Origin of the sequence: Streptomyces sp. NPDC006516, from assembly GCF_040611875.1 — a bacterium.
GTDB lineage: Bacteria > Actinomycetota > Actinomycetes > Streptomycetales > Streptomycetaceae > Streptomyces.
In genome coordinates, this window is record NZ_JBEXPD010000002.1 from 676,994 (window position 1) to 691,490 (window position 14,497).

The 14,497-nt window shown below is 70.0% G+C and carries 12 protein-coding genes; 10 read left to right on the forward strand and 2 right to left on the reverse strand.

Annotated features, from left to right (window positions below; all coding sequences use genetic code 11):
- Positions 1-35 precede the first annotated feature (35 nt).
- Positions 36-2,099 carry a protein kinase gene (locus tag ABZY45_RS09295; protein WP_356737734.1) on the reverse strand — a complete coding sequence of 688 codons (2,064 nt, stop codon included), beginning with the start codon at positions 2,097-2,099 and terminating at the stop codon, positions 36-38.
- A gap of 206 nt (positions 2,100-2,305) precedes the next feature.
- Between ABZY45_RS09295 and ABZY45_RS09300 the strand changes: the two genes are divergently transcribed.
- The gene (locus tag ABZY45_RS09300) at positions 2,306-3,610 is read left to right on the forward strand and encodes an Nramp family divalent metal transporter (protein ID WP_356737736.1); all 1,305 of its coding nucleotides are present in this window, start codon (positions 2,306-2,308) and stop codon (positions 3,608-3,610) included.
- 79 nt (positions 3,611-3,689) lie between these two features.
- Here the strand turns inward: ABZY45_RS09300 and ABZY45_RS09305 are convergent, their stop codons facing one another.
- Entirely contained in the window at positions 3,690-5,423 is a 1,734-nt protein-coding gene (locus ABZY45_RS09305) for a glycoside hydrolase family 18 protein (protein ID WP_356737738.1), read from the reverse strand.
- A 560-nt stretch (positions 5,424-5,983) separates the two neighbouring features.
- Here ABZY45_RS09305 and ABZY45_RS09310 point away from each other — a divergent pair.
- The 9 genes from ABZY45_RS09310 (at position 5,984) to ABZY45_RS09350 (ending at position 14,469) form a co-directional block, all read left to right on the forward strand.
- The gene (locus ABZY45_RS09310) at positions 5,984-6,850 is read left to right on the forward strand and encodes a hypothetical protein (protein ID WP_356737740.1); all 867 of its coding nucleotides are present in this window, start codon (positions 5,984-5,986) and stop codon (positions 6,848-6,850) included.
- An 82-nt stretch (positions 6,851-6,932) separates the two neighbouring features.
- The gene (gene cpaB / locus ABZY45_RS09315) at positions 6,933-7,640 is read left to right on the forward strand and encodes a Flp pilus assembly protein CpaB (RefSeq protein WP_356737742.1); all 708 of its coding nucleotides are present in this window, start codon (positions 6,933-6,935) and stop codon (positions 7,638-7,640) included.
- Positions 7,641-7,647: 7 nt separating this feature from the next.
- Positions 7,648-8,940 (forward strand): AAA family ATPase, encoded by a 1,293-nt coding sequence (locus tag ABZY45_RS09320; RefSeq protein WP_356737744.1) that lies wholly within the window; start codon positions 7,648-7,650, stop codon positions 8,938-8,940.
- Positions 8,937-9,359 (forward strand): TadE family protein, encoded by a 423-nt coding sequence (locus ABZY45_RS09325; protein ID WP_356737746.1) that lies wholly within the window; start codon positions 8,937-8,939, stop codon positions 9,357-9,359. The genes ABZY45_RS09320 and ABZY45_RS09325 overlap by 4 nt, the downstream gene beginning before the upstream one ends.
- Before the next feature lie 3 nt (positions 9,360-9,362).
- Positions 9,363-9,737 carry a TadE/TadG family type IV pilus assembly protein gene (locus tag ABZY45_RS09330; protein WP_356737748.1) on the forward strand — a complete coding sequence of 125 codons (375 nt, stop codon included), beginning with the start codon at positions 9,363-9,365 and terminating at the stop codon, positions 9,735-9,737.
- A gap of 131 nt (positions 9,738-9,868) precedes the next feature.
- Positions 9,869-11,206, forward strand: a complete 1,338-nt coding sequence (locus ABZY45_RS09335) for a CpaF family protein (protein WP_356737750.1) — start codon at positions 9,869-9,871, stop codon at positions 11,204-11,206.
- Between the two features lie 10 nt (positions 11,207-11,216).
- Positions 11,217-12,155 carry a type II secretion system F family protein gene (locus tag ABZY45_RS09340; protein ID WP_356737752.1) on the forward strand — a complete coding sequence of 313 codons (939 nt, stop codon included), beginning with the start codon at positions 11,217-11,219 and terminating at the stop codon, positions 12,153-12,155.
- A 13-nt stretch (positions 12,156-12,168) separates the two neighbouring features.
- Positions 12,169-13,053, forward strand: coding sequence for a DUF5936 domain-containing protein (locus tag ABZY45_RS09345; protein ID WP_356737754.1), 885 nt, complete (start codon positions 12,169-12,171; stop codon positions 13,051-13,053).
- Between the two features lie 123 nt (positions 13,054-13,176).
- Positions 13,177-14,469: a histidine kinase gene (locus ABZY45_RS09350; RefSeq protein WP_356738754.1), complete on the forward strand. Its 1,293-nt coding sequence runs from the start codon at positions 13,177-13,179 to the stop codon at positions 14,467-14,469.
- Positions 14,470-14,497 lie beyond the last annotated feature (28 nt).

The following is a 14,497-nucleotide window of genomic DNA, read 5'->3' on the forward strand; positions in this document are numbered from 1 at the left end:
TCCGTCGCCGTGGCCGGCGTGCGACGCGCGCCGGCTCAGACCCACCTGACGCAGAGCACCGTTCTGTCGTCGTTCACCTCGAACAGCCAGTAGTCCTCCTGGTCGGTGCTGCTCTTCGAGCAGTAGCCGGGAGGATAGGTCGACTCGGCCCGCCACCGGCCGGTGATCTGCAGGATCACGTCGTAGCCCTTGGGCACGGTGTCCTTGCCGCAGCTCCACACGGTCATGAGCCGTGCGTCCGTCATCCGGTCGCCCTGCTGCTTGGCGACGAAGCACTCGCCCACGCGGAACTGGCGCTCCACGCAGAGGGTTCTGCTGAACTCCGTCACGGAGCCCACGTGCGACCAGTACGACTCGCCCGAGCCGTCCGGGCAGTCGGAACCGCTGATCCCGTCGTCGGTCGAGGTGACACGGAGGTAGGCGTTCGCGGCGTCGCAGTCCACGGTCTCGGGGGTGTCGGCCGACCAGTCGCCGTATCCGTCGTCGTAGGCGGTCAGGCAGTCCCCGGTCGACACGGCGCCGAACGCCTCGTCGTCCGCATCGGGCGTCGGCTCGGGGTCCGGCTCGTAGCCGGTGCCCGTCTCGCCGCCGGTCGTACCGCCCGTCCCGATGGTCGGCGAGGCACTGGAGGTGAGGCCGGTGCCCCCTGTGCCGCCCGAGGTGTCGGACTGCGTGCTCTGCCAGACGAAGAACCCGATGACGGCCAGCACCACCAGCAGCCCCAGCCCGGAGGAGGACTTCTTGGCGCGGGAGGGCGGGGAAGGCGCGGGGGACGGTGCGGGGCGGCCGGGCCGGGGCCAGGCTCCCGTTGAAGCCGAAGCGCGGGGGGACTGCTGCCCGGCCCGCGCCCGGGCCGCCCGCTCACGGGCGGCCTGCTGCTCAGCCCGCTCCCGCTCCTTCTTCTCGGCCTTCCTGCGTTCCTTCTCCTCGGCCTTCCGCCGGACCTCCTCGGCCTTCCTGCGCTCCAGTTCCCGCTGCCACTCCTGCTCCCGGAGCCGCTCCTGCGCGAGCCGGGCCCGTTCGCGCTCCACCCGCTCCTTCTCGGCCCGCTCGCGCTCCGCCTGTTCGCGTGCGGCGCGCTCCCTCTCCTGCGTGTACACCCGGGTCGGGTCCGGCGGCGGGACCACGTCCGTCCGCAGGTCGGCCGTCAGGCCCTCGGGGTCGGTGCCACCGGTCGCGGAGCCCGCCCCGCGCGCCAGGGCCCGCCCCTGACGTTCGTACTCCGTGATCAGGTCCGTCCACCGCTGGGGCAGCCAGCGGCGGCCGTCCTGCGAGACCGGGAGCCCGGCCAGCGAGCGGCGGAATCGGTCCAGCATCTCGGCCGGCACGGGCCGTTGCCGTGGATCGGCCGCAAGGCAGGGGCGGATCAGCGTCGCCAGTTCCTTGGGCAGCCCGTCCAGGTCCAGTTCGCCACGCTGCACCCGTGCCAGCAGGGCCAGGGTGTCGCTGTCGGCGCGGTACGGGGGCCTGCCGAGGGCCAGATGGAACAGGGTCGCCCCGAGCGAGTACACGTCCGAGGCCTCCGTCGAGGGCTCGCCGCGCGCCTGCTCGGGCGAGGTGAAGGCGATCGTCCCCAGGGTGAGACTCGTGCGGGTGAGGTCGTTCGCGTGGGAGATCCCGAAGTCGATCACCCGGGGTCCGGCGAGCGGCAGCAGGATGTTCTGCGGCTTGAGGTCCCGGTGGATGATGCCCTCGCGGTGCAGCGTGACGAGCGCCTCGGCCGTCCCCGCCGCCAGCCACCGGACCGCCGACCCGGGCAGTACACCGGCGCTCCGGACCAGCTCGGACAGCGACGGGGCAGCGATGTAGTCGATCGCCATCCAGGGCCGCTCCGCCCCAGGGTCGGCGTCCCGGACCCGCGCCGTGAACGCGCTGTCGATGCGCTGCGCGAGCTCCACCTCGCGGGTGAAGCGACGCCGGTCGACGTCGCTCACGACGCCCTCGGCCAGCAGGGTCTTCACGGCGGCCAGACGCCCGTCGGAGCTCCGTGCGAGATAGATCCGCCCCATGCCCCCGGAGGCCAGCCTCCCGAGCAGTTCGTACGTACCGAGTGCCGCCGGGTCACCGCTGCCCAACGGCTCGACTCGCGCGCCAGCCATGCCACTTCCCCCGTCCCCCAGCCCTCCGGTCCAGCGCGTTCAGCGTCCCACGGGCGGGGGGCCGGTGCACCACCCTCTCCTGTCACGGAACGTTCACAGCTGCTCGCGGAGAGCGTGCGTGCGGGACGGGGAAGCGGACCGTGTGCGGGACGGAGGCGCGACGGGACCCCTTGTGCGAAGACGCGCGATGCGCTTCGTTGATCGACATGGCGGAGACAAGCGGAACCACAGAGACCGGGGAGCTGGACTCCCGGCCACGCAAATCGAGCTGGAGGTACATCGGCCCCGGCATCGTCGTCGCGGCGACCGGCGTCGGCGCCGGTGACCTGGTCGCGACGCTCATCGCGGGAAGCAAATTCGGCTACACCCTCATGTGGGCGGCCGTGATCGGCTGCCTCGTCAAGATCTCCCTCGCCGAGGCGGTGGGCCGCTGGCACCTCGCCACGGGCCGCACCCTCTTCGACGGCTGGCGCACCCTCGGCGGCTGGACGACCGGCTACTTCGCGGTGTACGTCGTCGTCTGGGGATTCGTGTACGGCGCGACGGCCATGTCCTCCAGCGCCCTGCCCATCGTGGCGCTCTTCCCCGACGGGCCGGGGCTCAAGACCTGGGCGATCATCACCGGGCTGATCGGCCTGGTCTTCGTCTGGTTCAACCAGTACGCCGTCTTCGAGAAGGTCATGACGGTCCTGATCGGCATCATGTTCGTCGTGGTGGTCTACGTCGCGATCCGGGTGGTGCCGGACGTCGGCGCCTCCTTCGCGGGGCTGCTCCCCGTGCTGCCCGACGGCTCACTGGTCTACACGCTCGGGCTGATCGGCGGGGTCGGCGGCACCATCACCATGGCGGCCTACGGCTACTGGGTGAACGCCAAGGGATGGTCCGACTCCAGCTGGATGAAGGTGATGCGGATCGACAACCGGGTCGCCTACATCACCACCGGCATCTTCGTCGTCGCCATGCTGATCGTGGGCGCCGAGCTGCTGCACTCCTCGCAGATCGCGCTGACCAAGGGCGACCGGGGGCTCATCGACCTCGGACAGATCCTGGAGGACCGTTTCGGGTCCGCCACCGCGAAGCTGTTCCTGGTCGGCTTCTTCGCCACGTCGTTCTCGTCGCTCATCGGTGTGTGGCACGGGGTGAGCCTGATGTTCGCCGACTTCGTGGAGCGGATCCGGGCCGCCGGCAGCGGCGAGGCGGCCGAGCAGCCGGCGCGCGTGCGGGTCGGCCGGCAGGAGCGGTCCGTGCCGTTCCGCGCGTACCTGCTCTGGCTGACCTTTCCGCCGATGACGCTCCTGTGGCTGGACGAGCCGTTCGGCCTGGTCATCGGCTACGGGGTCCTGGGCGCGTTCTTCATGCCGTTCCTCGCCCTGACCCTGCTGTGGCTGCTCAACTCCTCCCGTACACCGAGGGAGTGGCGCAACGGCTGGCTCAGCAACGGGATGCTCGGGGCCGCGGGCCTGCTGTTCGTCGTCCTGTGCGTCCAGCAGGTGCGCGACCTGCCCTGGTAGGTGTTCCGCACGGCTGTGCGGGCACGCAGCAGCGCCGCCGGGGGAGCGGCGGCGCTGCTGGTTCACCGGTCCGACAGGGCTACGGAAGTCCGTGGACGTGCGGGCCGACCGCGCTCGACCAGGCGTTGCCCGCCGTGGCGTCCCAGTTCGTCGACCAGGTCATGGCCCCCCGGATCTCCGGGTACGTCCTGGACGGCTTGAAGGAGCCGCAGCTCGTGCCCTTGGCCAGGCAGTCCAGGGCCGCGTTCACGATGGACGGGGCGACGTAACCACTGCCCGCGCCCCGGGTGGAGGCGGGGACGCCGAGGCCGACCTGCGACGGGGCGAGTCCGCCCTCCAGCTGGATGCAGGCGAGCGCGGTGAGGAAGTCCACCGAGCCCTGGGAGTAGACCTTGCCGTCGCAGCCGAGCATCGAACCGCTGTTGTAGTACTGCATGTTGACGACGGTCAGGATGTCCTTGACGTTGAGCGCCGTCTTGAAGTACTCGCCGGAGGTCGACTGCATGTCGATCGTCTGCGGTGCCATCGTGATGACGAGGCCGGAGCCCGCCTTCGACGACAGCGCGCGCAGCGCCTTCGTCATGTACGTGGAGTTGAGGCCGTTCTCCAGGTCGATGTCGACGCCGTTGAAGCCGTACTCCTGGATGAGTGCGTACACCGAGTCGGCGAACGCGGTTGCCGAGGCGTCGCTGTTGACCGCGACGGATCCCTTCTCACCGCCGACGGAGATGATGACGTTCTTCCCGGCGGCCTGCTTGGCCTTGATGTCGGCCTTGAACTGGGCGACGGTGTAGCCGTTCAGCCCGGCGGAGTCCAGGTTGAAGGTGACGGCGCCCGGTGTGGCCGTGGCGTCCGCGAAGGAGACGGCGATGATGTCGTACGCCGCGGGCACGTCGCTGAGCTTCTGGACGGCGGCGCCGTTGTTGAAGTTCTGCCAGTAGCCGGTCACCGCGTGCTTGGGCACCGAGGTGGACGGGCCGGGGCCCGGGTCGGTGGCCTTCGCCGTACGGCCGCTGACGGTGGCGGACTTGACGGACTCACCGGCGGCGTTGGTCGCGCTGACCGAGAACTGGTACGCGGTGTCCGCGGCCAGCCCCGTCACCGTCGCGGAGGTGCCGGTGGAGGTGGTCGCCTTGGCACCGTCGCGGTAGACGGTGTAGCCGGTGGCCCCGGACACCGCGTTCCAGGACAGGGCGACGGAGGAGGTGGTCGTCGCGCCGACCGCCAGCCCGGCGGGTGCGCCCGGGACGGTGGGGGCGGGATCCGTTCCACCGCCGCCGTCGGGACCGGTGACCGCGACGTCGTCCGCGAGGTAGGCGGCCTGGCCGTACCAGCCGTGGGTGTAGACGGTCACCGAGGTGGTGGAGGGGCCGGTGGTGAAGCTGGTCCTGAGCTGGGTCCAGGTGCTGGAGCCCGGCGACCAGGTGGAGACGTCGGTGGTCCCGGTGCCGCTCGCCCCGATGTAGGCGTAACCGCCCTGCACCCAGGAGCTGAGCGAGTACGTGGAGTTGGGCTTCACGGCCACGGTCTGCGTGCACTTGGCGTTGTCCTGCCCGGCCGGTGTGGCCTTGAGCGCGGAGGTGCCGCCGTGCACGGGGGAGGAGACGGTGGTGCCGCTGCCACCGGAACAGGTCCAGTTGGCGAGCCCTGACTCGAAGCCGGCGTTCCTGGCCACGTTGACGTCGGCCGCCTGCGCACTGGTGGCGAGCCCGGTGACGGTCAGCGCCCCGGCCGCCACGGCGGCCACGGCCCCGCCGAGGACACGCCGGACGCGGTGTCTTCTGTGCCTGCTGCTGCCTGCGGAGCGTTCCACTTGCTGCCTCCGGTGGGGGAGTTGGGGGTGCTGGCGGGGAACGGTGGCCACCGTTGGCCGATAAACTGGTCCAGACCAATCGAGTTGTCAAGACCTCTGGCGGCCCGGATGCCCGCCGACGGGCGGCGGAGAGGTGCTGGTGGAGGCGCTGGTCCACCTGCGGGTGGTGACCTCCCGGCCCCTGTGCACTCGCGCGGGTGACTCTCGCGGAGGTATCCGGAACGTGACGGAGTGGATATCGGCGGGGCGCCGGGGAAAGCGGCTGGGGCCGTTCTGACGTGCGCGGATGAATTGCCGTGCATTCCAAACCAGAAGGACGGGGGTAACCCTCCGCAGTGGTACAGAAGTTAACGACTCTGCTTTTGGTCCGATTTCGTACGGGCGCGTTGCGAACGTCCGTGCAGGATGTTGTCGTACTGGGTCCAGATATCTGTTCTCTGCCTGGTATGACGTGGTTAAAGTGCTGGGGAAGAAGCACGGAGCAGGAGCGATTGCGGCCGGAGTCCTCACGGACCACGGCCGGAGCCGAACGGGGAAAGAGCGTGCCGACCGCAATAGCAGTGACCAGTGCTGATCTGGTGCTACCACCCACCGATCAGCAGACACCGACCGCGGCCCTGCTGCAGGCTCCCGACGCCCAGGCCCTCGATCTCGCGATCGGTGACATGAACCTGCTCCTGGAGCAGCACGGGTACGTGATCGCGGTCTACCCGACGGGCATCAGCCCCGCCCATGAACGCAGGCTGCACGCCATCCGCTCTGTCATGGAGAGCGACCGCATCGCCCTGCTCAAGGTGGATCTCCCGCCGCTCGGCGTGGCCGTCCTGGTGCGCCAGTTGCGGCAGTTGTCGATCTGCGACTTCAGCCCCGGTGTCGTCGCGTCGGCCGCGCGGCTGCTCGCCCACTACATCCACTCCGGAGCCCTGCTGAACTCGGTGGCCCGGCTCGACCGGGTGCCCGTGAGCCTCAAGACGCACGCCAAGTCCTGGGTGCCCGGCTCCCAGTTCGCCGTACTCGCCGGGCCCAACCCGCAGCTGGTCAAGATCGGTCCGGCCGTGGAGCCCCCGGCCGGACCTGACTTTCCCACCCATCTGCTCGTGGCCAAAGGGCAGTTGACGTCGGAATGGGTCCAGCAGACCCTCGCGCCCGCCTGGAAGGTGCAGGCCATTCAGGAGTGTCCGCTGCCTTCCGGATCGGCGCGCTGGTGGGGGACCGGGAAGCTGGTGGAATTCGCCTCCTTCCTGCCGGACATCTCGGTGATCTACCAGCTCGTCTCCTCCGTGCGGCGGGAGAACTGCCACTGGTGCGGAATGGAGCTCATCGGCGACCGTTGCGGGTTCTGTTCGTCCCCGCTGGCCCCGGCCGAGAACCGAATGCACTCCGCCGGTGTCCTGAACCATGGAGCGCCCGCACCACCCAGCTCCTGACGTCCCCGTACCGCTCCTCAGACACCGCGCATCTCTCTGTCCGCTGACCCACGCATCCGAATCGAACGAGGTTGTCCGGCTCATGAACTCCCGCCAGCGCCGCGGCGTGATACTCCTGCTCCTGTCGGTCCTGTGCGCCTTCGGCGCCTTCGCCGGTGTGCTCTCCGTGATCAGCGACGTCAACTCCAAGGTCGGCCCCGAGGTCACGACGTATCAGGTGAAGAGCAACGTGGCGCCCTACACCGCTCTCTCCGGCAGCCAGTTCGAGAAGATCTCGATGCCCAAGCGCTGGCTCTCCGCCAACGCGGTCACCGACATCTCCGAGGTCGACGGCAAGATCGCGGTCACCGAGCTGCGCGAGGGCTCGCTGCTCCAGTCCGACATGATGGAGAAGCGCCCCGCCCTGCGCCCCGGTGAGCAGGAGATCGCCATCCTGATCGACGCCGCGACAGGCGTCGCGGGCAAGATCACCCCGGGTTCGACGGTCAACGTCTACGCCACGTTCGCCGGTGAGAACGAGGGCGAGCCCGCCCAGTCGAAGGTCATCGTCTCCAACGCCCGGGTGCTGGACGTGGGCAAGCTGACGGCGCTGGACCCGGACAACGACAACAAGGCGAACCAGGCGAGCGAGGCCGTCCCGATCACCTTCGCGCTCAACACGCTCGACACCCAGCGCATCGCCTACGCCGAGTCGTTCGCCGAGCACGTGCGTCTGGCGCTCATCGCGTCCGGCAGCGACGGCACGATCCGTCCGGGCGACCGGACCTACACGCTCGACAAGGACAAGTGAGGATGGGATGACCACCAGGATCCTCCCGGCGGTGGGTGACGCGGACGCGGCCAGGTCCGTCACCACGCTGCTCAGTCAGCTCCCCGACGCGGAGCCCGCCGCTCCCGTCGGTGACTCCACCCAGCTCATCGACATGCTCGCACGCCTCGCGGGCGAGTCCCTCGACGAGCTGCCCGAGGTCGTACTGGTCCATGAGCGGATCGGCCCGGTTCCGGCCCTGGAGCTGATCCGGGAGGTCTCCCTGCGCTTCCCCGCCGTGGGCGTCGTACTGATCACCATGGACGCGAGCCCCGGCCTCTTCTCCGCGGCCATGGACTCCGGCGCGCGCGGGCTGGCCACGCTGCCGCTGAGTTACGAGGAACTGGCCAACCGGGTGCAGGCGGCGGCCCAGTGGTCCGTCGGCGTGCGACGCCACCTCGGGTCCGGCGGCGACGTCTTCACCGGGCCCGGCGGCACCGTCGTGACCGTCACCGGGGCCAAGGGGGGCGTGGGGGCCACCGTCGCCGCGGTGCAGATCGCCCTGGCCGCCCAGACGTCGGGCCACACCGTCGCACTGGTCGATCTCGATCTGCAGACCGGGGACATCGCGTCGTACCTCGACGTCCAGTTCCGGCGTTCCATCGTGGACCTCGCCGCGATCTCCGACATATCGCCCCGTGTCCTGTCCGACGCCGTCTACTCCCACGGCACCGGCATGGCCCTTCTGCTGGCGCCGGGAGAGGGCGAGCGCGGCGAGGAGGTCAGCGACCGCTCGGCACGCCAGATCGTGAGCGCACTGCGCTCGCGTTACGAGGTGGTGGTGATCGACTGCGGCAGCCAGATGCAGGGCGCCAACGCCGCGGCGATCGAGATGGCCGACATCGCCCTGCTGGTCACGACGCCGGACGTGGTGTCCGTACGGGGCGCCAAGCGCATCGTGCGGATGTGGGACCGGTTGCAGATCCGCAAGGCCGAGGAGACAGTCACGGTCGTCAACCGCTTCAACCGCAACACCGAGATCCAGCCGCCCCTCATCCAGAAGATCACCGGCACCCGCATGGCCGGCACCGCCGTCCCAGCGAACTTCAAGGAGTTGCAGGGCGCGGTCGACGCGGGGCGGATGCACGAACTCGACGCGAAGAGCGTCGTCAAGCAGGCGTTGTGGGCGCTGGCCGGAGAGCTGGGGCTGGTGAAGGCACCCGCGGGCGCCGAAGGCAGTGGCAAGTTCCGGAACGACCGGGGTTCGATCGGGCGCGCCCGCAGGCGGCGCGACGGCGGGGCCGGGGCCGCGGAACGACCTAGGGGGCAGGCTGACCGATGACATCCACCGACAGAGAACGCCCGGTCATACGGGCGGGGCGGCTCCGGCTCCGCCCCGGTGAACAGGACCGCGGCCAGACCGCGGTCGAGTTCGTGGGCGTCACCCCGCTCATCATCCTGCTGCTCGTCGCCCTGTGGCAGTGCGCGCTCATCGGCTACACGTTCAGCCTGGCGGGCAACGCCGCCGACGTCGGCGCACGGGCCGGCACCGGAGCGCGGTGGCAGCAGAGTCAGGCCTGCGGCGACGCGGCGAGGGAGGACCTGCCGGACGCCTGGTCCTCGGCCGCGACCGTGCGCTGCTCCACCGAGCGGGGGCTGTACAGGGCGGAGGTCGACCTCAAGGTGCCCGTACTCGTGCCCGGCGTACTCGACTTCCCCATGACGGTCACCGGCGACGCCGCCTCGGTGAAGGAGGGCTGAGAGATGAAGCGGAACCCGGAGACAGCACGCCGCGAACGCGGCCAGGTCGCCATCGAGTACATGGGCTTCATCCCCCTGCTGCTCATCGTCGGCCTCTGCGCGATCCAGCTGGGAGTGGCGGCGTACGCGGCCAACCAGGCGGGCACCGCCGCGAGGGCCGCCGCCCGTACCGCCAGCCACGACCGCCCGGAGAGCTCCCCCGAGGACGCGGGGCGCCGGTCCATCAGCGGCTGGCTCGCCGACGAGTCGACCTTCACCCCGCGCTGGGGCGGCGACGAGGTCACGTACACGGCCAGGGTCAAGGTCCCCTCGGTCATCCCGGGGATGGAGGACGCCTTCGGCTGGGCAGAGCGCAGTTCCACGATGCCCCGCGACTGAGCCGCCGGCGACGGCACGTACGAGCACACGGAGCGCGTCCGCCGGCGACGGCAGCACGGCCGAGCGCACCGAGCAGGACCGCCGGCAACGGCTCCGGCACCACCGGCACGTCTGACCGAGGAGTTACGGAAATGAGCCTGCGGGCACGCATCACCGCCCCAGAGGAGCAACCCGGAGGGCGGGAGGACGGCCATCTGGTCGCCACCTACCGGGCCAAGCTGCTCGAGGAGATCGACCTCGCGGAGATGTCCTCGCTGGCGGCGGCGGACCGGCGGGCCCGGCTGGAGCGCGTACTCGGCCACATCATCAGCCGTGAGGGGCCGGTCCTCTCCACGGTCGAGCGCTCCCAGCTCATCCGCCGAGTCGTCGACGAGGCCCTCGGCCTCGGCATCCTGGAACCGCTCCTGGAGGACGCCTCCATCACCGAGATCATGGTCAACGGACCGGACCAGATCTTCGTCGAGCGCAGCGGCAGGGTCGAGCAGCTCCCCATGCGCTTCGGCTCGCACGAGCAGCTGATGCAGACCATCGAGCGCATCGTGTCGACCGTCAACCGCCGTGTCGACGAGGCCAACCCGATGGTCGACGCGCGCCTGCCCAGCGGTGAGCGTGTCAACGTGATCATCCCGCCGCTCTCGCTGACCGGTGCGACGCTCACCATCCGCCGGTTCCCGCGTGCCTTCACGCTCCAGGAGATGATCGGATTCGGCTCGCTGGACGAGCAGATGCTGATCCTGCTCTCCGGCCTGGTCCAGGCGAAGCTCAACATCATCGTGTCCGGCGCCACCGGCACCGGCAAGACGACGCTGCTCAACGCCCTCTCGGGACTCATCCCGAACAACGAACGCATCGTCACCATCGAGGACTCCGCGGAACTCCAGCTCCAGCAGAACCACGTGATCCGGCTGGAGTCACGCCCGGCGAACGTGGAGGGCAAGGGCCAGATCACCATCCGCGACCTGGTCCGCAACTCCCTGCGTATGCGCCCCGACCGGATCGTCGTCGGTGAGGTCCGAGGCGGGGAGTCCCTCGACATGCTCCAGGCCATGTCGACCGGTCACGACGGGTCGCTGGCCACGGTCCACGCCAACAGCGCCGAGGACGCCCTCATGCGCCTCCAGACCCTGGCCTCGATGTCCGAGATCAAGATCCCCTTCGAAGCACTGCACGACCAGATCAACAGCGCCGTCGACGTCATCGTCCAGCTCACCCGGTTCGCCGACGGCGGGCGCAAGGTGACCGAGATCGCGGTGCTCGACTCCCACGGCCGGGACAACTACCGCATCGTGAGCGTCGCCCGCTTCAACGCCCAGCCGATGGCCGCCGACGGGCGTATCCACGGGCAGTTCCAGTATCTCCCGCTCCCGCGCAAGGTCGCCGAGCGTCTCTACATGGCCAGCCAGCCCATCCCGCAGGCCTTCGGGGTCGCCTCGTCCGAAGAACAGCTCGCCACCCGAGAGGCCAAGTAGGTACCGCCCCATGACCAATCTCCCCCTGCTCACCGTCGGCGTCACGCTGCTGTGCTGCGTGCTGGGCGTCGTCGGCCTGCACGCGTACTCCGGCGGTAAGGCCGACCGCGAAGCCCTCGTCGACCGGCTCTCGCACACCGGACAGATCCCTCAGGAGGGCCGGCACCGCCGGTTCCGGGGGATCGACCGCAGGCTGCGGACCACGTCCCTCGGCCGGAAGATCGAACTGAAGCTCGCGGCCACCGGCCTGGAGATCACCCCGGGTGAGTTCTTCGTCTACGCGATCGTGGCCATGGCCGGGCTCTGGATCATCGCCTCGTCGCTGCTGGCCAGCTTCTTCGGCCCGGTCGCCGCGCTCATCGGCCTCTGGGGGACGAACGCCTTCCTCGAGTGGCAGCGCACCAAGCGCACCGACCGCTTCATCAACCAGCTCCCGGAGCTCTCCCGCATCCTCGCCAACGCCACCCAGGCGGGTCTGGCCCTGCGTACCGCGATCGGCATGGCGGCCGAGGAACTGGAGAACCCGGCCGGTGAGGAACTGGCCCGGGTCGCACGCCGGCTGTCCGTGGGGGAGTCCCTGGACGACGCGCTGAGCGAGCTCACGGACCGTCTGCCGTCACGGGAGCTGGTCGTCCTCGTCACGACCCTCGTGCTGTCCAACCGGGCCGGCGGTACGGTCGTCAGCTCCCTGCGCAACCTCACCGAGACGCTGGAGGAGCGCAAGGAGACCAGGCGCGAGGTCAAGACCCAGCTGTCGCAGGTGACGGTGACCGCCTACGCGGTACCGGGCTTCGGCATCGGCGCGATGCTGCTGATGAACGCGGTGATGCCCGGCGCCCTCGACCGCATGACCGGCGCCCTCATCGGCCAGGCCGCGGTGATCGTGTCCATCGTGCTGTACGCGATCGGGTTCATCGTGATCCGTCGCCTGTCCCGTATCGACGTCTGAGAGGGGGACCGTCATGGATCTGCTGCTCGCACTCGTCGTGGGCCTCGCGGTGTACGGAGCCATCGCCGGCATCCGGATGTACCGGGCCGACGCGAAACTGCCCGGCGACCTCGCCATCGCCCTGGAGATCGGCTCCAGCCGCACCAGCGCGGTCGGCTCTGGGATCGACCGTATGGGCATGCGCTGGGCGCCGATGGTGCTCAGGCTGATGGGCCCCAAGGCCGTCAACAAGAAGCGCCGCCAGATCGACATGGCGGGCAACCCCGGCGGCCTCACCATCGACCGCTACGCCGCCCGCCGCGCCGTCTACGGAGCCCTCGGGTTCTTCGGGGCCTTCACCACGATCGTCAGGGGACAGCTCTTCGTCTCCCTGCTCCTCATCGCCTTCGGCCTGTTCTGGGTCGAGGTCGGCATCTGGTCCGCGATCCGTGTCCGCAAGGACCACATCGAAAGAACGCTCCCCGACTTCCTCGACGTCCTCGCGGTCGTCGTCTCGGCGGGCCTCGGCTTCCGCCAGGCACTGGAACGCGTCGCGGAGAAGTACGAAGGCCCCTGGGCCGACGAACTACGGATCACGCTGCGCCAGATGGACATGGGCGTCAGCCGGCGCCAGGCCTTCGAGGAGCTGCGCAGACGCAACGACTCCGAACAGGTCGCGATGTTCGTGACGACCCTCCAGCAGGGTGAGGAACTGGGCGCGCCCATCGTCGACACGCTGATCCAGATCGCCAACGACATGCGCCGCACCGACGCACAGAACGCCCGCCGCAAGGCGGCCAAGGCCGTACCGAAGGCGACCTTCGCGGTCACCTCGTTCCTGCTGCCCGGCACGCTCGTTCTGCTGACGGTGGGCTTCGTCTACGGAGCGAACGTCGACTTCAGCTTCATCTCGGGCTGATGTCCTGCGGGAGGAGCAGGAGTTGGGGAGGATGGGCATGACAAGCGAGGGGAGGTGAGGGGACCGGTGTCCTACCCACTGGGCAGTGGCCACAAGGGACTGACCGGAGAGGTGCGCCAGGCGATGGCCGACCCTGGCGCCCGCCCGGCGTTCGCCCTCCAGGTGAACGCCCTCCAGGCGATGTGCCGCCAGGTCTTCGGGTTCCGCCTCGCCATGATCGCCATCGCGACCCCCTACGCCGTGAGCCGCACGGCACCGGGGCTCGCCACCTGGCTCGTCGGCTCGGCCGTCCTCGTCACCTTCATGGGTTCCTACGTCCTCTTCCGGGACTGGGAACGCTTCGGCCCCCTCTTCCTGCGCCACCCCTGGCTCCTCGGCATCGACGCGCTCTTCGGCGCGCTGCTCCTCGTCACAGCGACTCCTGAGTCCACGCTCGCCTACGTCACCGTCTGCACCCCGCTGCTGGCGGGACTCGTCTACGGCTGGCGCGGGGCCGCCGCCTTCGCCGTGCTCCAGGCCCTGATCGTCTCCGGCGTGTACGCCACCGACGTCCAGCTGGAGGCGAGCGACGGCACGGCGCTGCTGCTCCCCGGCTTCTGCGTGATCTCCGGAGCGGTGGGTGTCACGCTGCGCAATCTGCTCCTCCGCTTCGGGACGGCCAGCCAGGCCCTCACCGACACGCGGGCGCGGCTCGCGGTCAACGAGGCCGTGGAGAGCGAGCGCACCCGGCTCGCCCGGGAGATGCACGATTCGGTCGCGAAGACCCTGCACGGCCTGGCCCTGGCGGCGGACGGGCTGGCCGCCTCCTCGGACCGGATGGATCCGCTCACCGTCAAGCACCAGGCGGAGCTCGTCGCACGGTCCGCCCGCCGGGCCGCGGCGGAGTCACGCGAACTGCTCTCCGACCTGCGCCGGGACTCCGGGCTCGACGAAGGCATCGACGTGATCGCCGAACTCATGGCGCGGGCGGACGACTTCTCCCGCCGGCACGCCCTGACTGCCACGTTCCGCCGGCTCAGCGACGCTCCGGTGCCGCCGGTACCGGCCCCGGTCGCCCGGCAGCTCCTCACCGTGGCGTCCGAGGCGATGGAGAACGCGAACCGTCACGCAGACCCCACCTATCTCGTCGTCCTCGCCGGGGTGAAGGGCGATGTCCTGCGCGTCACGGTCTACGACGACGGGAAGGGCCTGCCCGAGGGGACCACGCTCGACGACCTGAAGCGAGCCGGCCACTTCGGGCTCGTCGGGATGGTCGAGAGGGCGGCGTCGATCGGTGCCCGCATCCGCATCGGCAGGGGCAAGGCGGCGAAGGGAACCGAGGTGCGCATGGAACTCCCCCTCGCGGCGCTCGGCGTCGCGGCCCAGCCACCCGCCCTCCCCGACTCCTACGGCCTCCCCACGGCGGCCTCCCATTGAACGGCCGCGGAACGCTCGCGGCGCCGTC